The 18,501-nt window shown below is 65.5% G+C and carries 19 protein-coding genes and 2 tRNA genes; 12 read left to right on the top strand and 9 right to left on the bottom strand.

Annotation, left to right across the window (positions count from 1 at the left end):
• The first annotated feature begins 2 nt into the window (after window positions 1-2).
• From LY254_RS12005 to LY254_RS11995, 3 genes are read left to right on the top strand one after another with little or no spacing between them, the layout of a single operon-like run.
• Entirely contained in the window at window positions 3-1,118 is a 1,116-nt protein-coding gene (locus LY254_RS12005) for a TRAP transporter substrate-binding protein (protein WP_247477415.1), read from the top strand.
• Window positions 1,118-1,624, top strand: coding sequence for a TRAP transporter small permease subunit (locus tag LY254_RS12000; protein ID WP_247477413.1), 507 nt, complete (start codon window positions 1,118-1,120; stop codon window positions 1,622-1,624). Before LY254_RS12005 ends, LY254_RS12000 begins: the two co-directional genes overlap by 1 nt.
• Entirely contained in the window at window positions 1,624-2,994 is a 1,371-nt protein-coding gene (locus LY254_RS11995) for a TRAP transporter large permease subunit (RefSeq protein WP_247477411.1), read from the top strand. Before LY254_RS12000 ends, LY254_RS11995 begins: the two co-directional genes overlap by 1 nt.
• On the opposite strand, the gene ggt is transcribed toward LY254_RS11995, so the two are convergent.
• Both ggt and LY254_RS11985 read right to left on the bottom strand, forming a co-directional pair.
• A complete protein-coding gene (gene ggt / locus LY254_RS11990) occupies window positions 2,991-4,805 on the bottom strand; it encodes a gamma-glutamyltransferase (RefSeq protein WP_371820468.1) in 1,815 nt (604 codons plus the stop codon). The two genes, LY254_RS11995 and ggt, sit on opposite strands and share 4 nt — an antisense overlap.
• Window positions 4,802-8,407, bottom strand: coding sequence for a hydantoinase B/oxoprolinase family protein (locus tag LY254_RS11985; protein ID WP_247477409.1), 3,606 nt, complete (start codon window positions 8,405-8,407; stop codon window positions 4,802-4,804). Before LY254_RS11985 ends, ggt begins: the two co-directional genes overlap by 4 nt.
• A 59-nt stretch (window positions 8,408-8,466) precedes the next feature.
• On the opposite strand from LY254_RS11985, the gene LY254_RS11980 reads away from it, so the two are divergent.
• On the top strand, window positions 8,467-9,339 hold the full coding sequence (locus LY254_RS11980; RefSeq protein ID WP_247477400.1) for a LysR family transcriptional regulator: 873 nt from the start codon (window positions 8,467-8,469) through the stop codon (window positions 9,337-9,339).
• A 7-nt stretch (window positions 9,340-9,346) separates the two neighbouring features.
• Here the strand turns inward: LY254_RS11980 and LY254_RS11975 are convergent, their stop codons facing one another.
• Window positions 9,347-9,838 (bottom strand): YajQ family cyclic di-GMP-binding protein, encoded by a 492-nt coding sequence (locus LY254_RS11975; RefSeq protein WP_010315780.1) that lies wholly within the window; start codon window positions 9,836-9,838, stop codon window positions 9,347-9,349.
• A gap of 64 nt (window positions 9,839-9,902) precedes the next feature.
• Here LY254_RS11975 and LY254_RS11970 point away from each other — a divergent pair, with 64 nt between their 5' ends.
• The gene (locus LY254_RS11970) at window positions 9,903-10,319 is read left to right on the top strand and encodes an MAPEG family protein (RefSeq protein ID WP_247477399.1); all 417 of its coding nucleotides are present in this window, start codon (window positions 9,903-9,905) and stop codon (window positions 10,317-10,319) included.
• A 9-nt stretch (window positions 10,320-10,328) separates the two neighbouring features.
• Here the strand turns inward: LY254_RS11970 and LY254_RS11965 are convergent, their stop codons facing one another.
• The 3 genes from LY254_RS11965 to ebsA are packed head-to-tail and all read right to left on the bottom strand — an operon-like array spanning window position 10,329 to window position 12,381.
• Window positions 10,329-10,841, bottom strand: a complete 513-nt coding sequence (locus tag LY254_RS11965; protein ID WP_010315776.1) for a hypothetical protein — start codon at window positions 10,839-10,841, stop codon at window positions 10,329-10,331.
• 37 nt (window positions 10,842-10,878) lie between these two features.
• Window positions 10,879-11,985, bottom strand: a complete 1,107-nt coding sequence (locus LY254_RS11960) for a phosphotransacetylase family protein (protein ID WP_247477398.1) — start codon at window positions 11,983-11,985, stop codon at window positions 10,879-10,881.
• Between the two features lie 24 nt (window positions 11,986-12,009).
• Window positions 12,010-12,381, bottom strand: coding sequence for a type IV pilus biogenesis protein EbsA (gene ebsA / locus LY254_RS11955; RefSeq protein WP_247477397.1), 372 nt, complete (start codon window positions 12,379-12,381; stop codon window positions 12,010-12,012).
• Between the two features lie 41 nt (window positions 12,382-12,422).
• Here ebsA and LY254_RS11950 point away from each other — a divergent pair, with 41 nt between their 5' ends.
• Window positions 12,423-13,169: an NAD-dependent epimerase/dehydratase family protein gene (locus tag LY254_RS11950; protein ID WP_247477396.1), complete on the top strand. Its 747-nt coding sequence runs from the start codon at window positions 12,423-12,425 to the stop codon at window positions 13,167-13,169.
• Here LY254_RS11950 and map read toward each other — a convergent pair.
• The gene (map, locus tag LY254_RS11945) at window positions 13,166-14,032 is read right to left on the bottom strand and encodes a type I methionyl aminopeptidase (RefSeq protein ID WP_010315770.1); all 867 of its coding nucleotides are present in this window, start codon (window positions 14,030-14,032) and stop codon (window positions 13,166-13,168) included. The two genes, LY254_RS11950 and map, sit on opposite strands and share 4 nt — an antisense overlap.
• Before the next feature lie 57 nt (window positions 14,033-14,089).
• On the opposite strand from map, the gene LY254_RS11940 reads away from it, so the two are divergent.
• The 6 genes from LY254_RS11940 to gltX all read left to right on the top strand — a co-directional run bounded on the left by LY254_RS11940 (window position 14,090) and on the right by gltX (window position 17,078).
• Window positions 14,090-14,395, top strand: coding sequence for a hypothetical protein (locus tag LY254_RS11940; protein WP_010315768.1), 306 nt, complete (start codon window positions 14,090-14,092; stop codon window positions 14,393-14,395).
• 44 nt (window positions 14,396-14,439) lie between these two features.
• A complete protein-coding gene (gene rplS, locus LY254_RS11935) occupies window positions 14,440-14,943 on the top strand; it encodes a 50S ribosomal protein L19 (protein WP_010315765.1) in 504 nt (167 codons plus the stop codon).
• A 95-nt stretch (window positions 14,944-15,038) separates the two neighbouring features.
• Window positions 15,039-15,111: transfer RNA gene (locus LY254_RS11930), tRNA-Trp, on the top strand.
• A gap of 37 nt (window positions 15,112-15,148) precedes the next feature.
• Complete coding sequence (locus LY254_RS11925) at window positions 15,149-15,337, top strand: hyperconserved protein Hcp (RefSeq protein ID WP_006043540.1); 189 nt, start codon at window positions 15,149-15,151, stop codon at window positions 15,335-15,337.
• 207 nt (window positions 15,338-15,544) lie between these two features.
• A tRNA-Asp gene (locus LY254_RS11920) sits at window positions 15,545-15,618 on the top strand.
• Between the two features lie 23 nt (window positions 15,619-15,641).
• A complete protein-coding gene (gene gltX / locus LY254_RS11915; RefSeq protein WP_247477395.1) occupies window positions 15,642-17,078 on the top strand; it encodes a glutamate--tRNA ligase in 1,437 nt (478 codons plus the stop codon).
• On the opposite strand, the gene LY254_RS11910 is transcribed toward gltX, so the two are convergent.
• Both LY254_RS11910 and LY254_RS11905 read right to left on the bottom strand, forming a co-directional pair.
• The gene (locus tag LY254_RS11910; RefSeq protein ID WP_247479910.1) at window positions 16,983-18,260 is read right to left on the bottom strand and encodes a cation:proton antiporter; all 1,278 of its coding nucleotides are present in this window, start codon (window positions 18,258-18,260) and stop codon (window positions 16,983-16,985) included. The genes gltX and LY254_RS11910 overlap by 96 nt on opposite strands.
• The gene (locus LY254_RS11905) at window positions 18,250-18,501 is read right to left on the bottom strand and encodes a hypothetical protein (protein ID WP_010315758.1); all 252 of its coding nucleotides are present in this window, start codon (window positions 18,499-18,501) and stop codon (window positions 18,250-18,252) included. Before LY254_RS11905 ends, LY254_RS11910 begins: the two co-directional genes overlap by 11 nt.

Raw genomic sequence — 18,501 nt, 5'->3', positions numbered from 1 at the left:
CGATGCAGCGGCGGGGCCTGCTGCGGGCTGCGGCCACAGCGGCGGGCTCCGCGGGAGCAGCCTCCTTACTGGGTGCCTGCCGCATCCGCAAAGTCGGTGATGCCTCCGGGGTCGCACGGCCCCAGGTGCGCTGGCGCATGGCCACCAGCTGGCCCCACTCCCTGGACACGATTTTTGGCGGCGCCCAGACCATCAGCCGCCGGGTCGCGGAACTGAGCGAGGGCAGCTTCCAGATCGAGCCCTATGCCGCCGGGGAACTAGTGCCGGGCCTGGAAGTGCTCGACGCCGTGCAAAACGGCTCCGTCGAATGCGGCCACACCTCCAGCTATTACTACGTCGGCAAGAACCCCGCGCTGGCCTTCGGCACCTCCGTGCCCTTTGGCCTGACGGCGCAGCAGCAGAACGCCTGGCTCTATGAGGGTGGCGGCAATGAGGCCATCAATCGCCTCTACGCCGATTTCGGTGTGATCAGCTTCCCGGCGGGGAATACCGGAGCCCAAATGGGCGGCTGGTTCAAACGGGAACTGGAGGGACTGCAGTCCCTGAGGGGCCTGAAGATGCGCATCCCCGGCCTGGGGGGCAAGGTCATGGCCGCCCTCGGGGTGAACGTTCAGGTCCTACCCGGCGGCGAGATCTACCTGGCCCTTGATCGTGGCGCCATCGATGCGGCGGAGTGGACCGGCCCCTACGACGACGAGAAGCTCGGCCTCCCCCGGGCGGCCCGCTTCTACTACTACCCAGGCTGGTGGGAACCAGGTCCGACCCTCGCGGCCCTGGTGAACCAGAGCGCCTGGCGCGCCCTTCCGGCGGACTATCAGGCGATGTTCAGCACGGCCTGCTACGAAGCGAACCTCTCGATGCTGAGCCGCTACGACAGCCTCAACGGTCAGGCCCTGCAGCGCCTGATCACAGGCGGAACCCAATTGCGTGCCTACGACGAAGCGATCCTGACGGCCGCCCGCGAAGCCAGCGACCAGCTTTACGCCGACACGGCGAGAACGAACCAGGATTTCAAAACCCTCTACGCCGGCTGGCAGACCTTCCGTGAGCAGATCTGGGCCTGGAACCGGGTGAATCAGCTCTCCTACGCCAGCTTCAGCTACGGCCAACCCCGCTGATGGCGCGCTTGGACTGGCCTGATCAGATCGATCGACTGAACCAGGCTGCCGCCTGGATTGGTCGCTGGGCCATCCTGCTGATGTTGGTGGTCGGAGCCTGGAATGTGGTCGGGCGCCACCTCGGCCTGGCCCTGGGACTGAGCCTGAGCTCCAACGCCCTGATCGAGGCCCAGTGGGCCCTGTTTTCCATCGCCTTCCTGCTGGGGCTGGGCTACACGCTCCAGCGCAATGGCCATGTCCGCGTGGATGTGCTCCACAGCCGCTGGTCCGCCCGCAAACAACGGCGGATTGAACTCGGCGGGACGTTGCTGCTGCTGCTGCCCTTCGCGGTCATGGTGCTGCTGGTCTCGCTACTGCCCGCCCTGCAGTCCTGGCAGATCTGGGAGCAGTCGCCGGATCCCAACGGCCTGCCGCGCTACTGGATCAAAAGCTTGATCCCCCTGGGCTTTGGCTTGTTGGCGCTGCAGGGCCTGGCCCAGGCGCTGCGCCTGAGGCGTGAGCGCTGATGGAACTGGAGGCCTTCGGCTACGTCATCACCTTTTTCCCCGGCGAGGTCCTGGGGCCCGCGATGTTCATCGCCCTGGTGCTGGCGTTACTGAGCGGCTACCCGGTGGCCTTCGGCCTGGGCGGCATCTCGGTGCTGTTCGCCCTGTTGGGGATGGCCGTTGGGGTGATTGAACCGCAGTTCTTGACGGCGCTGCCCCAGCGGATCTTCGGGATCATGAGCAACTTCACGTTGCTGGCGATTCCGGCCTTCGTGTTCATGGGGGCCATGCTCGAGCGCTCGGGCATCGCCGAACGATTGCTTGTGGCCATGGGCCAACTGCTGCGGGGAGTCCGCGGCGGCCTGGCCCTGGCGGTTGTGCTGGTGGGGGCGCTCCTCGCCGCAACCACCGGTGTCGTCGCCGCCACGGTCACCACAATGGGACTGATCTCCCTGCCGGTGATGCTGCGGGCGGGCTACGACCGCTCCCTGGCAACGGGAGTCATTGCCGCCTCCGGCACCCTGGGCCAGATCATTCCGCCGAGCATCGTGCTGGTGGTACTTGGCGACCAGTTGGGGGTCTCCGTTGGCGACCTGTTTCTGGGGGCGCTGATCCCCGGGGTACTGATGACCGCGGGCTTCGCGCTCTACGTCCTGGTCATCAGCAGCCTGAAGCCGGAACTGACACCAGCCCTCACCGCCGAGGCCGGCTCCAGCCAGCCCAGCGGCGGGGCACTGTTGAAGGTGCTGCTGCCGCCCCTGGGCTTGATCCTGCTGGTGCTGGGCAGCATCTTTTTTGGCCTGGCCACCCCCACCGAAGCTGGAGCGATTGGGGCGATCGGAGCCATGGCCCTGGCGGCACTGGAGGGGGGACTGAATCGCCGCGGCCTCAGTCAGGTCTGCGACGACACCCTGCGCACCACCGCGATGGTGATGGCAATTCTGTTGGGATCCACAGCCTTCAGCCTGGTCTTCCGCGGCGTGGGCGGCGATCAGCTGATCAGCGATCTGCTGCTCAACCTGCCGGGGGGCAAGGCGGGCTTTTTGCTGGTGAGCATGGCCGTGATCTTTGCCCTGGGCTTCTTCATCGACTTTTTTGAGATCGCGTTCATCGTCTTGCCCTTGCTGCTGCCCAGCGCGCGTCAGTTGCTGGGACCTGAGGCCCTGCTCTGGTTTGGGGTGCTGATCGGCGCGAACCTGCAGACCTCGTTCCTCTCGCCCCCCTTCGGCTTTGCCCTGTTCTTCCTCCGCGGGGTGGCTCCAGACGAGGTCAGCACCCAGTCGATCTACCGCGGTGCCTGGCCCTTCATCGGCGTTCAACTCGCGGTCTTGCTGCTGATCGTCTGCTTCCCGCCCTTGGTGAACTGGCTGCCGTCGATGCTGCGCGTCTAGGGGTGCTCAGCCGCCGCCGCCGCATCCGGTCGACGGGGGTCAGCCACACCCCAACTGCCAAGGAGTCTCTCGGCGTCGTAGCGGACTTCCGCGGAGTTCGCTGACCCCATCGCTGGGCGCAGCTGGAGTTCATGGCCCCGCTGCTCCAGCAGCCTCCAGGTGTCGGGACTCAACCCCTGCTCCGTGCTGATTTGATCAGGCCAGAGTTGGCTGTGGATCCGGGTCTCTGCCACCGCTGAGGCCAGGTTAAGGCCATGCACCAACCGGTTGAGCAGCACCTGCAGAACTGTGGTGATGATCCGGCTTCCGCCGGGGCTGCCCGTGGCCAAGAGGGGCCTGCCATCGGCGTGGAACACCAGGGTCGGGGTCATTGAGCTGAGGGGACGGCGTTCTGGGGCGATGGCGTTCTGGCTGCCCTGGCGCAGGCCGTAGGCATTGGGCGCTCCGGGCTTGGCCGTGAAGTCGTCCATCTCGTTATTGAGCAGGAACCCGGCGCCAGGAACGCTGATGCCATTGCCGTAGGCCGTGTTCAAGGTGGTGGTGGTGCTCACCAACCCGCCATCGCGGTCCACCACCGAGAGGTGGGTCGTATTGGTGCCGCCCTGGGCCGGCAGGACCTCGGCTTCCAGCTCAGCGGCAGGGCGGTGACGATCGAGCCGAATCCGTTGCCGTTGGGCATCGGCATAGCGATCACTGAGGAGACGACCCAGCGGCATCGCCACCTGGTCCGGATCGCCGAGGAGTCGGTTGCGGTCCCGGTAGGCCAGGTTCATGGCCTCCACCATCCGGTGAATCGTCGCGGCGCTGTTCAGACCGCTGCGCTGAAGCTGCAGCGGCTCCAAGACCTTGAGCAGTTGCAGCAGGGTGGCCCCGCCCCCGCTGGGAGGGGGCATCGTCAGCACGGGATAGCCCCGGAGTTCCCCCTGCAGCGGACGCATCCAGGGGGCTTGATAGCGCTTGAGATCCTCCAGGCTGATCAGACCGCCCTGGGCCTGCATCAAAGCGACCAGGTTCTCGGCCAAGGGACCGCTGTAGAAGCAACGGGCGCCCTGCTCAGCAATGCAGCGCAGACTGCGCGCCAGCAGCGGTTGCTTCAGGCGCTCGCCGCTCAGGTAGGGGGCCCCATCGGGCTTGAAGAACTGGGAACGGCTCGTGGGATCAGCCTTCAGCAACGGCGCCGCCGCCTGGAGGGAGTCACTCAACTCCGGCCCCACCAGAACTCCCTGTTCAGCCAGGTCAATCGCCGGCTGCATCACCTGGGCGAGGGAGAGGCAGCCATAGCGGCGTTGCACCTGGGTCAAGCCAGCCACCGTGCCGGGGACCCCCGTGCTCAGGAGGCTGCGCAGGGCCCGCTGACGATTCACCGTGCCGTCGGGGTTCAAGAACAGATCCGCCCGGGCCGCCAGCGGAGCCTTCTCGCGGAAGTTCAGGGCCACGGCCTCGCCTCGGCCCAGGCTGATGGCCTGGGGAAGCTCCGGTCCCCGGGCTACCGCGGCACAGGTGCGAATCGGCCCCCGCTTGGGCAGCCAGAGCAACAGGAAGCCGCCGCCGCCCAAATTGCCCGCCTGGGGCAGGGTCACCGCTAGGGCAAAGGACGTCGCGACGGCCGCATCGACGGCATTACCGCCCCGGCGCAGGATCTCAGCACCCACCGCCGCGGCCTGGGCCTCCTGGGCTGCCACGACTCCGGCGGAGGACTCAACGGGATGGAAACGTTGACTGCGCTCCTGCAAGAGGTTCGCCCCGGCCGCGTTGGGGAAGGCCAGGGCGAGGCAGGCCAAACCCATGGCGAAGGGGGAGTGTCGTCTCATGGCTTCATTGCTCCATAGCCGCCGCCACCGGGGGTCGCCATCTGGAGTTGATCGCCGGGTTGCAGCTCCAGCAGCGCAGACCCCGGCAAGGGCTCCAGCTGCGTAGTGCCTGCCCGCCGCAGGCTGTTTTGACCGCAGGCCCCAGCGCCGCCACCGGCCAGACCGAAGGGGGGCACCAGGCGACTGCCGCTGAGCAGGGAGGCGGTCAAGGGCTCTAAAGCCGTCAGGGTCCGCACCACGCCATGGCCACCGGGCCAGCGGCCGATGCCCCCGCTGCCGGCACGAATTGCAAAGTGCTCAAGCCGCACCGGTAAGCGCTGCTCCAGGATCTCTGGATCCGTCAGGCGGGAGTTGGTCATGTGGCTCTGCACCGCATCGGCACCCGCAAACCCCTCGCCAGCTCCGGTTCCGCCGCACACCGTCTCGTAGTACTGGCAATGGGCATTGCCAAAGCTCAAGTTATTCATCGTCCCCTGGGAGGCCGCCAGCGCCCCCACCGCGGCAAACAGGGCATTGGCCACCGCTTGGGAGGTCTCAACGTTCCCCGCCACCACGGCGGCTGGGGGCCGGGGGTTCAACAGACAGCCTTCCGGCACCACCAGTTCCAAAGGATCAAAACAGCCGGCATTGAGGGGAATCGGCTCCTGCACTAGGCAGCGGAAGACATAGAGCACCACAGCCTTGGTGATCGCCAAGGGGGCGTTGAGATTGCCCTCAATCTGAGCGGAGGTCCCGCTGAAATCAATCCGAGCGCGGCGCTGCTGTCGATCCACCGACAGGCGAACGACGATCTCAGGGCCGGCATCCAGCGGAACCCGCGCCTCGCCATCGGACAGTCGACTGAGGACCTGACGCACAGCTGCGGCCGCCTGATCCTGGACGTGCCCCATGTAGGACAGCATCCGAGCTTCACCCACCGCATCCATCAAGGACAACAGACGCTGAATCCCGAGGTCATTGGCCGCCAGTTGCGCCTGCAAATCCGCCAGCAGCTGATCGGGGTTGCGAGCCGGCCAGGGCCCCTGGGCCAGCCGCTCCCGCCAGGCCTGCTCCAGCAGCCGGCCGCCCCGCACCAGCGGGACGTTGTCGAACAGCAGTCCCTCCTCCGCAATCGAACGACTACTGGATGGCATGGATCCAGGCGTGATCCCTCCCACATCGGCGTGGTGGCCGCGGGAGGCGACGAAGGCCACAGGCTGGTCACCGCCTGAGGGGGAAAACAGCGGCGTGATCAGCGTGAGGTCCGGCAGATGGGTGCCGCCATTGAACGGGTTGTTGGAGACGACCGCATCCCCGGGCTGCAGGGGCTCGAGCTCCCCCTGCTGAACGGCCCGCATCAGGGACAACACGCTCTCCCCCATGGAGCCCAGGTGAACGGGGATGTGCGGCGCATTGGCCACCAGACGTCCCCGCCCGTCAAAGAGGGCACAGGAGAAATCCAGACGCTCTTTGATGTTCACCGAGACGCTGGTCTGCTGCAGACGGGTGCCCATCTGCTCAGCAATCGCCATGAAGCGATGGCCGAATAACTCCAAATTGACCGGGTCAGGATCAGTGGTCTGAGCCTTGCTGGGCTGCAGGCCAGCCGCAGCCTCACGGCTCAAGAGCAATTCGCCCCCAGGCAGGCAGCGAGCACGCCAGGACGCGGGAAGCAGGTTGGTGCCTGTGGCCTCGCAGATCAAGGCCGGACCCTCAATGCACTGACCCGGGGCGATCTGGGCGCGCTGCCAGAGGGCGGCGGACCTCCAGGCGCCATCCAGGAAGACCGAGATGCTCCCGGGCCCTTGGGGTTCGGCTGCGACGGCATAGCTGGAGCGGGGGCGAGCCATGGCACCGGGCCAGCTGAACTCCAGGCTGAGGCGATCGACGACGATCTCGGGCCGGTCGCCGCTGGGGAGGTAGCCGTAGCGCTGCTGGAACTGGGCGATGAACTGCTGCCGCAGCCGCTCAGGTCCGGGGCAGGGCTGGGGCCAAGGCACCGCTAGGCACTGGTCCCGGCCTGGCAAGCGCAACTGAAGGGTCCGCTGCAGCTGGGGAGACGCGGGAACGGCACGGATCCGTTCAGCCGTGATCGCCTCCAGTGCAGCCAAGCCGCCTGCTGAGAGCGGACGCCCCCAGGACTTTTCCCACACCTGCCCCTCATCCGCCAGGCCAATGCCGTAGGCCGACAGCACACCAGCGAAGGGATGCAGAAGCACCTGCTGCATCCCCAGCCGCTCCGCCAGGGCACAGGCGTGTTGGCCGCCAGCCCCACCGAAGCAGCAGAGCACGGCTTCACGCACGTCATGGCCCTGCTGGATCGAGATGCGGCGAATCGCCTCGGCCATCCGCTCCAAGGCCAAGTCCAGAGCCCCCTCGGCCGCCGCCTCGGCGGAGCAGCCCAAGCGCTCGCCAAGGGCGTCGAACTGCGACCGCACAACACTCCCATCCAACGGTTGATCAGCCTTGGGGCCGAACACCGCGGGGAACTGCTCGCTCTGCAGCCGCCCGAGCAACAGATTGGCGTCGGTGATGGTCAGGGGCCCACCGCGGCGATAGCAAGCCGGACCGGGATCCGCCCCCGCCGACTCGGGACCGACCCGCAGGCGCACACCATCGAACTGGAGGCGCGATCCACCGCCGGCGGCCACGGTGTGAATCGCCAGCATCGGCGCCTGAATCGACAGCCCCTCGAGCTCCACCTGCTCCAAGCGGGGCCAGTGCCCATCGCAGTAGCAAACGTCCGTCGACGTTCCGCCCATGTCAAAACCGACGATGCGGCCAAAGCCCGCCTCCGCCGCCGTGCGCACCGCACCGACGAGCCCCCCGGCCGGCCCCGACAGGATCGTGTCCTTGGCGCGCAGCGCTGCTGGGGCAGCCAAGACACCACTGGACTGCATCACCCGCAGCGGCACATGGCGGCCCAGGGCCTCTTGCACCTGCTGCAGATAACCCTGCAGCACCGGACCCACAGACGCCTCCAGCACCGTGGTCTGCCCCCGCGGCACCAGGCGCGGCAGGGGACTGACCTGATGGGAGAGCGCGATCTGCTCAAAGCCGAATGGCTCCAACCAGGAGCCAAGTTGCTGCTCATGGCTCCCATTGGTGGTGCTATGCAGCAGGGCCACGGCAACACTGCTGTAGCCGTCCTCCTTCGCCGCCTGAACGGCAGCCCGCAGTTCCTGATCCAACAGCAGGGGCTCAAGCTCCTGGCCATCAGCCGCTAAGCGGCCCTGAACCTCAATCACCCGGCCCTGCAACGGCTGCGGACGGTGAATGGCCAAGGCGAAGAGATCAGGCCGATGCTGATCTCCAATCGTCAGCAGATCAGCGAATCCCCGGTTGATCAGCAACAGGGTGCGCGCACCGCCTCGCTCCAAAAAGGCATTCGTGGCCACCGTGGTCCCCAGCCGCACCTCGGCCACGAGCCCCGGAGGAATGACTGGCTGCTCCGTCCCCAGTCCCAGGCACTGACGAATGACCCGAACCGCCGGATCCCCCGGATGGTCGGGTTGCTCCGAGAGCACCTTGAAGACCTCCAGCTCCCCATCCGGCCTGCAGGCCACCACATCGGTGAAGGTTCCGCCCCGATCGATCCAAAAACGCCAGCCTGAGCGGGTCATGGGCTGACGGGAAACACAATCCACGAGAATTTTAAAAACGCCTAGCTAGCCGCTCGCCCATGGTCGATCTGGAAACCTTGGCGGCACTGGACGGACTGCTCTGGCTCAGGACCGGAGAGGCAGCCGCCGAAAAGCTGGCCCTCAGTCAATCGAGCGTCTCGCGCCGCGCCAAACAGGCGCAGACCATCTTTGGGGTCTGCAGCCAGAAAATCGATGGGGAATGGGATCTCTTAAGCGATGCCTTCTTGCTGAATGCCGAGCGCAGCGTGCATCAAATGGCCCGTTGGAAGGGGCTAGCCCCTCTCCGACTCGAGGCCTCCTACTGGTGGCGGCCGCTGATCACTGATCCGCCCCCAGCGGGCTGGATGGTCGGGCTTTGCGACATCGTCGGCGTACCCCGCAACCTGGAGTTGCTGCGCCTGGGGATCGTTGATGCATGGGTGGGCCCCATGCCAGACGCACCGGCAGCTCACGACCCCGAGTTCATCAGCCTGCCTCTTTCTGCCATGCCGGTGCATTGCGTGGTGACCCCCAGCCATCCACTGCTGCGACAGGGGGCGTTGACGTTTGAGGACCTCACGGCTTACCCCAGCCTGGCCCTGCCAGAAGGGGCCTATCCGCAAGTGGAGGCGGCGCTTAAGAACATTGGCCTCTGGTCTTCTCCGATGCGGATGCAGCGCTACGACTTCAAGAAATGGGAGGGTCGCAGCGAAACAGAGCTGACCATTGGCTATGCCACCGCCATGAGTCTGGAGCTGCTGGGAGGAAGCATGGTCAAACTGCCGCTCAGCCTGCCGTTGGAGTCCGGCGATGCGCTTGTACTCAAGCGTGGGTTCGCGGAACGGCCTCAGGTCACACCACTGCTTGAACGATTCCAGGAACCACTGCGGGCCATGAAGCAGCGCTGGCCAGAAATTCGACTCCTTTGCTAACCAGCACTCAGCGGTAGTTCTGGAACTGCAGGGGCACTTCGACGTCCTGGTCCTTCAGCAGCTGAATCACCGCCTGAAGGTCATCTTTGCTTTTGCCGGTCACCCGCAGGGCATCACCCTGAATGGCGACAGTGACTTTCTTGAGCTCGTCGCGAATGGTTTTGCTGAGCTTTTTCGCCAGCTCCTGACTGAGCCCTTTGCGCAATTTGACCACCTGCTTGACCTTGTTGCCGCCGACGGGCTCAGGGGTTTGGAAGTCGAAGATCTTGAGCGAGAGGTTGCGCTTGGTCGCCTTCTGACGCAGCACATCCTCAACCGCCTGCAGCGTCATATCGCTTGCGGTCGTGATCGTCAGGCTGGTCTCCTCCAGGTCCACTTCGGTGCCCGAATCCTTGAGGTCGTAGCGGGTCGAGACGTCGCGGCGCACCTGGTCCAGGGTGTTCACCAATTCCTGCCAATCGAAATCGGAGACGACGTCGAAGGAGTAGCTGGAGGCCATGCGGTCGCGCGGGGTGAACCAGTCTCAGCCTAGAAAAGGAGGCAACCCAAGCCCGTTGGCCCCGATGCATCCCGCCTTTGCCTGGTCGCTCTTCCTCAGCGCCGGTGTTGTGGTCTCCAGCCTGGTGCCCCTCGGCGCGGCCCGCTCCAAGGCCGACTTCCAACTGAGCGACCTGGCCGCCCCCCGGGCCATGGCCGAGCGGCTGCCGGACTGGGGCAAGCGGGCCAACTGGGCGCACCTCAACAGCTTTGAGGCCTTCACCCTCTACGCCCCCGCCGCGCTGATTTGTCTGATGGCCGGCGTCAGCTCGCCGGTGGCCATCGCCGCCGCTTGGATCTATCCCGCCCTACGGCTGGGCTACATCGCCGCCTACGTCGCCAACCTTCCGCCCGTTCGCTCCCTCTGCTGGGCCGGTGCCATGACCTGCGCCGGTCTTCTCTATTGGGAGGGACTGCAGGCCGTCATTGCCGCGGCTAACTGAGCAGGTGGGTCAGTCGAAGAACATCAGGCTGACCACCTTGCCCATGTCTTCTGCGGTTCGGCAGCTGGCCAGCAGGGTCTCGCTGTCGTGGAAGGCAAAGCAAATCAGCTGATCGCAGCGGCGAATGATCTCCTGGTTGCAGAGGCTGCTGGCCATCGGCAACGGCAGTTCGTCGTTCTCAGGTTTCTCGACCAGGTGCAGAACCCGATCGAGCTGCTCGCGGGATTCCCGGGGTTGTCTATCCAGGCTTTGCGGCAGCAGCACCGTCAACCGTGACGGGTCGATCTCCAGGACACCGCGAATCACAGCGGCATTCACGCCCTGGGAGCCCGAAGTAATCAAGCTGTGCCCCTCCTGGGCCAGGGAGCGGGCCACCAACTCCACCAGGTGGACCGAAACCACCGGCACATGGCGGCTGCCGAGAATGGCAATGCGACGCTTACTCCGGTCCTGGAGCATCGCCAGCTCTTGAGCCAGGGTGTCAATCCGGTCGAGGGCCGGCAAATCAAGAGACCGGGTCAACGCATAACACCAGCTGACGTTTCGAAACTAGCAGTGATTACGCAGGGACTGGCAGCCGTAGGCGACTGAAAAGCCGCTCAAAATCGCAATGCTCTTCCACAAGGCGGAAGGCATAGGTGGCCTTCACCGATTCATGCAGTCGGACCTGACCGAAGGCGTTTTCGATCACCCCAACGGTCGTCAAGGTGTCGTGGTCGACCTTCAGCAAGGGAACCTCAAGTTCTTCAGCCCTGGAGATCAACTGGGGCAACGGTTCACCCGCACCCGTGAGGATCAAGCACTGGGTCGAGGCCTCCAGCGCAGCCAATTGAATATCGGTACGGTCCGCACCCGTGACCACAGCCATGTTGCGGCGGCGACGGAAGAACTCCATGGCGGAGTTCACGTTCATCGCACCAATGGACAGGGTCTCGACCAGAAGATCGTGGCGCTCAGGGCAACACAGGGTCCGGGCATCGAGGCGGCGAGCCAATTCCTCGACGGTGACGCTGCGCAGCAGCGGCGAGCGGGGCATCACCCCCAGCACCGGCAGGCCAAGCCGCTCGAGGGCGGGGACCACATCAGCGCGCAGGGCCGTCACCTGGGCGGGGGGCACTCCATTGAGCACCACCCCAGCCAGCAGCTCACCCAGTTGATCGCGCGCGGCGAGCAGGGGCTCAACGCTGCTGCTGTCGTCCCAGGCGTGGACGAGCAGCACTGGCGCCTGCAAGCCCTCGGCCACCTGGGCCAGGCTCAGTCCATAGAGACGGCCATCGTTGAGGCTTCCTGAGGCCTCCATCAAGGTCAGCCCCTCGCTCGAAGACTGCAGTTGCTGCTGCAGCCGCTGGAATCCAGCCCCTGGCTGGAGGTTGCCATCCAGCAGACGCGCCCGAGCTGCTTCGGCGTCCTTGAGATGAACCGAAGGGACCAGCTGGTCATCCTTGAGTCCCAGGATCTGGCCGACGAAGCGCACGTCATCGTCGATCAGCGGGTCTGAGCCCTCAGCGCTATCGGCCAGGGGTTTGCCCAGCCGAACGCTCACTCCACGCTGCAGCAGCTGGCGGGCCAAGCCCAGCACCACCGCCGATTTGCCACTGAAGGGCGCACAGGAACCGATCAGCAGGGCGGGGGAACAAGCGTGATTCGCCGCGTTGCCCTGGCCCATGTCAACCCAGTTGTTCAATCGAATCTAAGGGGTGCCGGGGGGCGGATCGAGTCCAAGCAACAACCATTGCCAGAAGCTCTCAGGCAGATCCATCGAACCGTCCTGCTCCCTGCAATCCATCAGCCAGAGCACCAGCTGAGAGGTGGCCACCGAACAGGCGTAGCTCGCCCCAGGCAGTGCCGGCGACGGACGGGTCGGGTCCGCCTCCACCACCAACTCCAACTGCGCCGGCTCCGAAGGGGCCACCCCCGCACGCCAGCGCAGCTCAAAGGGCCGCTGCCCAGCGGGCTTGAGCTGACGCACCCCAGAGCAGGAGCCACGGGCCAAGGTCTCCAGGGCACGCTCCAATTCCGCCGGGCGCGCGCTCCCCTGGCAATAGGGAGCGAACAAGGCCACCAGCCCCGCCGACATGCCAAGCACCGTCCTCTGCACCGAGGATGGCGCAAGCTGAGGCCATCGCCCACCGCTGCATGGGACTGCCGCGCTTTCAAGGACGCACCGTTGCCCTCACTGGAGCCAGCGGCAGCCTGGGCCAAGCCCTGTTGCAGCAGCTCGACGCGGAGGGAGCGCTGCTGATCGCCCTGACCAGCAGCGATCGACCGCTACGCATTGAGCGGGCCAATGGTGACCCCATCCCCCTCGAACAGGTGCGCTGGAGCGTGGGCCAGGAGCAGGCCCTGAGCGACGTGCTAGCGCGGGCCGACATCTTGGTGATCAACCATGGCGTGAACTGCCATGGCGAGCGCAGCCCCGAAGCGATCGTGCGATCGCTCGAGGTCAATGCCCTCAGCAGCTGGAGGTTGCTCGAGCTCTTCGCCCAGCAGGACGACGGCACGCGAAAACGGGAGGCCTGGATCAACACTTCCGAGGCCGAGATCCAAGCGGCGGTTAGCCCGCTTTATGAGATCAGCAAACGGCTGCAGGGCCAACTGCTGAGCCTGCGGAGCCTGGACCTGGCCACTGAGACCTTCCGAATCCGCCGGCTGGTCCTCGGCCCATTTCGCTCCGCCCTCAATCCCATCGGGCTGATGTCTGCGGCGTTTGTCGCCCGGGAAATCCTGCGGCAGACCCACTGGGGATTGGGGTTGGTGATCGTCACACCAAACCCCTTGACTTATCTATTGATGCCCCTTGCGACCCTCAGTCGCTGGGCCTACTTCCGGCTGGTCAGCAGCCGGCCCTAAAAGTCGCGGTCGGTCAGGATCTCGCAGCCGTCGCTGGTCACCGCGATGGTGTGCTCCCACTGGGCCGAGAGGCTGCCGTCAACGGTCACCACGGTCCAGCGGTCCTTCAGGGTGCGGCAAACCTTGCTGCCGGCGTTCAGGATCGGCTCCACCGCGAGGGTCATGCCCGGGCGCAGCTTCATGTTCGGCAGCTCCCGGGTGCGGTAGTTGAAAACCGAGGGCTCCTCATGCAGGTTGCGGCCCACGCCATGGCCGGTGTAGTCCTCCACAACCGCAAAACCGTTGGCCTCGACGTGGTCCTGAACCGCACCGGCCAGATCCAGCAGGGTGCTGCCCGCCTTGACCGTCGCCAGGCCCTTCATCAGTGATTCCTGGGCCACCCGCGCCAGGTCCTGGGCCTCCTGGGAAGCACCCTCACCGACCAACAGGCTGATGCAGCTATCGCCGTGGTAGCCGTCGAAGTAGGCGCCGGTGTCGACCTTGACCAGGTCACCGGCCTTAATCACCCGCTTGTTGCTGGGGATGCCGTGGACCACCTCGTTGTTGATCGAGGCGCAAATGCTGGCGGGAAAGCCGTGGTAGCCCTTGAAGCTGGGCGTCGCACCCATCTCGCGAATGCGCTTCTCCGCGTGGGCGTCCAAATCCCCTGTGGTCATGCCCGGTTGGGCCAACTCCATGATCTCCCGCAGGACCGTGGCCACGATCCGGCTGGCCTGGCGCATCGTCTCGATCTCACGCGCGCTCTTGACCTCGACACCGCGGCGACTTTTCTGAATCCGGGGGCCGGTCTGGGTCACCGCCGACTGGGGCACCTGACCTTGTTCTTTCTGGGTGGCGGCCAGCAAATCAGCAAAGAGGTTCATCGCGCCAGTGCAGGCCTGCTCTCTGCAAGTTAGAACCTGAGCCCTGAACTGTGCCGCATGCAAGCAACCCTGGCCTGGATGCGGCGCCTCCATGCCGCCATCGCTCCGCTGGTGGTGCTGCCGCTGCTGCTGACCGTCTGCAGCGGAATGGCCTATCGGCTTCTGAAGGATTGGGGAGGCTTCGGCCGGGACCAGGTGCACTGGCTGATGGTGCTGCACGAAGGGGAATGGCTGGGCACCACCGCGGAGCCGATTTACGTGCTGCTCAACGGGCTCGGTCTGCTATGGATGCTGGTCACAGGCACCACCCTGGCAATCCGCCGGCTGTGGCGTCTGCGCCCCCGGAATTCGGGGGCACCTTGAGCCAGTACACTGGTTGTTTGGCCAGGCGTTTTAACGGAGCTGGGATGGCAGCGGATTCCAAGGACATGACCGACGAGATCAAGAACGAAGAGACCCAGGAAGCCGCCGGCACCGAGGCTGCAACTGACTCCGCCGTAGCTGTGGCCGAAAAGCCTGCTGCTGCAAAAGCCACTGTGGGCAAGCTCAGCGCCCACGCCCTGATGCAGGCCTTTGAGGCCGAGCAGATCGCCAAGAACCCCAAGGAGCTCCCCGACATCTACGTCGGCGACACCGTCCGGATCGGCGTGCGCATCACCGAGGGCAACAAGGAGCGCATCCAGCCCTTCGAAGGCGTGATCATCGCCAAGCGCCACGGCGGCCTCAACGAGACCATCACCGTTCGCCGCATCTTCCAGGGCGTCGGCGTGGAGCGCGTCTTCATGATCCACAGCCCCCAAGTGGCTTCCATCAAGGTGGAGCGCCGCGGTAAGGTGCGTCGGGCGAAGCTCTTCTATCTGCGCGACCGGGTGGGCAAAGCCACTCGCGTCAAGCAGCGCTTCGATCGCTGAGGCTCACCGCCTCCAGCACATCGGCCACTTCTCCCAGGAGTGGCCACTGAAGACCTCTGCTCAGCAGAAGTCTTTGAAGAGGGGACATCGGCCCTGCGCCGTTAGTTCAGTTGGTAGAACGCAGGTCTCCAAAACCTGATGTCGGGGGTTCAAGTCCTCCACGGCGCGTTCGATGTCCCCTACCTGCAGTCTCTCGTTTCCGGACATGGAGTTGGATCTACAGCCCGGTGATGTGGTCAAGGTTCTGGAATCCGCCGCCCTCGGCTGGGTTCGTGCCCGGGTGATCCGCGTCAAATCCGGCGGTCGTGTCGTCGTCCAGAGCGACCAAGGCCGTGAGTTCACCGCCCGTGGCAATCAGGTCCGCCTGATCGAACCCGCCGGCTTCCGCCCCTGATCGTCTGAGCTCCGCTCATCACCATCTCAAGCCCGCCCTTGGCGGGTTTTTTTGTGCCCAAAACCAGGGCCAGTTCACAAGGTTGGCCGGCTCAGGCCCTGAGTGTGTTGACGGAGGGCAGGGCGACAACGGATACTTTTGAGGTCGCAAACGCGACACGGCTGGGGCCTTGAAATCCCAGACGGAGAGAGCTCTTAGAGCGCTCAAGGGACTGTAGTTCAACCGGTTAGAGCACCGCCCTGTCACGGCGGAAGTTGCGGGTTCGAATCCCGTCAGTCCCGTTTCCACCTTGAGGTCAACGCCAGTGACTGGAACTGGAGCGGCGGTCCGTGTGCGTCTCGCCCCCAGCCCGACTGGAACGCTTCATATCGGTACCGCTCGCACGGCGGTCTTCAACTGGCTCTTCGCCCGTCACCTCGGTGGGGAGTTCCTGCTGCGGATCGAAGACACCGACAAGGAGCGCAGCAAGCCGGAATACACCGCCAACATCCTTGAAGGGCTGAAGTGGCTGGGGATCAACTGGGACGCGGAGCCCGTGATCCAAAGCGAGCGAATCGAGGCCCATCGCGCCGCCATTCAGCAGCTACTGGACTCCGGCAAGGCCTATCGCTGCTATGCCAGCGAAGCAGAGCTCACTGAAATGCGGGAGCAGCAGGCTGCCGCCAACCGCGCCCCCCGCTACGACAACCGCCACCGCGACCTCAGCCCCGAGCAGGAGCAGGCCTACATCGCCGAGGGCCGCGAGGCCACCATCCGCTTTCGCATTGATGACGAGGCCGTCATCACCTGGAACGACCTGGTCCGCGGCGCCATGCGCTGGTCCGGTAGCGACCTGGGCGGCGACATGGTCATTGCCCGCCGTGCTCCGGCCGATCAAATCGGCGACCCCCTCTACAACCTGGTGGTGGTTGTGGATGACGCCGCCATGGCCATCAGCCATGTCATCCGCGGCGAAGACCACATCGCCAACACCGCCAAGCAGCTGCTGCTCTATGCAGCCCTCGGTGCACCCGTCCCCGAATTTGCCCACACCCCTCTGATCCTGAACAAGGAAGGGAAGAAGCTCTCCAAGCGCGACGGCGTCACCTCGGTCAATGACTTCCGCGAGCAGGGTTACACCGCTGAGGCCCTGGCGAACTACATGACCCTGCTGGGCTGGTCGCCGCCGGAGGGCATGGAAGAGCGGTTCAGCCTGAGCGACGCGGCCCAGGTCTTTGGCTTTGATCGGGTCAACAAAGCTGGAGCCCGCTTCGACTGGGACAAGCTCAACTGGCTCAATAGCCAGGTGCTCCACGAGCGCAGCCCCGAGCAACTTCTGGCTGAACTCGAGCCCCAATGGAAGGCCCTGGGCTGGAGCCACAGCGACGCCAGCTGGCTCCAGGAACTCTGCGCCCTGCTCGGTCCCTCGTTGGTCACCCTCAAGGACGGCATCGAGCAGGCCCGTCCCTTCTTTGAGCGCCCCGAACTCAGCGAGGCCGCCCTCAAGCAACTCGAGCTTGACGGTGCCCGACCGGCCCTGAAGGCCCTGCTCGAGCATCTGCCCGAGGGCGCTTTGACAGCCGAGACCGCCCAAGAACTGCTGGGCAAGGCCGTGGCCGATGCCGGCGTCAAGAAAGGCGTCCTGATGAAGACCCTGCGGGCCGCCCTACTCGGCAGCCTTCAAGGTCCCGACCTGCTCACCACCTGGTTGCTGCTCCAGCCCAGTGGCGAGGCCAGGGCTCGCATCGAGCGCAGCCTCTAGGTCGCTCTCCACAAGCCCCAAGCGCCGTGCCAGCAGGGGAGCGGACAGCCCCTGCACCGCCACGGTGATCAAGATCGTCAGGAACACCAGGCCCTTCAGCGCACCGCCGCCACTCACCCCGGCGGCGCTCAATTTCAGGGCAAACAAGCTGGCCACGGCCGCCGTCACGATTCCCCGTGGCGCCACCCAGCTGAGCATCAACTTGTCGCCCCAACTCAATCCCGGCAGGCCCAGCGAACCGGCCTGAACCACCAGCCAGCGATACAGCATCAGGGCGGCCACACAGCTGACACCACCCCAGCCCAAGGGCGAGAGCTCAGCCCAGGAGAGATCCGCGGCCAAGAGGGGAAAGAGCACCGTGATCGCCAGCTGCGCCAGGTGGGCAATCAGGTCATCGAGGTTGCTCGCTTCGTCCTTGAGCCGCAGGCCGACCACGATCCCCGCCGACACCGCCGCCGGGAGCCCCGCCTCCGGCAAGAGCACCTGGGTGCCACTCACCAACAAAAACAGCACCCCCAAGCTCAGTTGCAACCGGAGTCCCTCGGCCTCACTCGGCAGACGCTGCAGCACCAGGACCAGCAGCCAGCCGCAACAACCACCCATCAACACCCCACCGCCCAGGCGCAGCAGCAACAGCGGCAGGACCTGATCCCACTGGGACAAATCACCCAGGGCCAACTGCAGCAGCAGCAAGGCCAGCACGGCCCCCACCGGCTCCAGGATCAGGCCTTCAGCCTCGAGCACCGCCGAAAGGCGCGGCACCAGACGCATCTGCTGCACCAAGGGCGTGATCACCGTGGGCCCTGTCCCCAGGGCGATGGCCCCAAACACCCAGGCCAAGGGCCAGGACAACCCCGCCAGCTCATGGGCCAGCAGGGCTCCGCCCACCAGCCCGAGCAGACCACGGGTAAGCACCAACTGCAGCACCGTGCGCTGCAGGTCGCGGCCAGCCAGACGCAAATTCAGGCCACCGTCAAAGAGCACCAAGCTCACCAGCAAGCCCACCAAGGACTCCAGCCCTCCCCCCAGGCGCTCGGGCTGCACCCAATCCAGTCCGGCATCACCGATCAGCAGCCCCGACGCCAGCAGCAGCACCACCGAAGGCCAGCCACTCAGGCGTGCGATCAGCTGGGCCAGGGCACCGGCAAAAAACGAAAAGCCCCAGATCAGCTCAGAAGTCATCGTCATCGAGGGCACCGAAGACCGGCTCCACTCGGATCCCCTTCACGGCGCTGGGGCGCACCACCAGGTACTCATCGGGCAACTCCGTGATCGGCACGTTGATGAAGGCATCGGCCGGGCCGGCGTTCAGGACCGTGCCGTACCACTGCTGGAACGCATCGAGGCTGGGGAAGTGCACCACCTGCTCATGCCCCCCGGAGAGCAGCAGATGGATCGCATAGCGGCTGGGGGTGCGGGTCAT

Source organism: Synechococcus sp. NB0720_010 (genome assembly GCF_023078835.1).
In the GTDB taxonomy this organism is placed as follows: Bacteria; Cyanobacteriota; Cyanobacteriia; order PCC-6307; family Cyanobiaceae; genus Vulcanococcus.
This window is presented reverse-complemented; position numbering and strand designations above follow the sequence as displayed.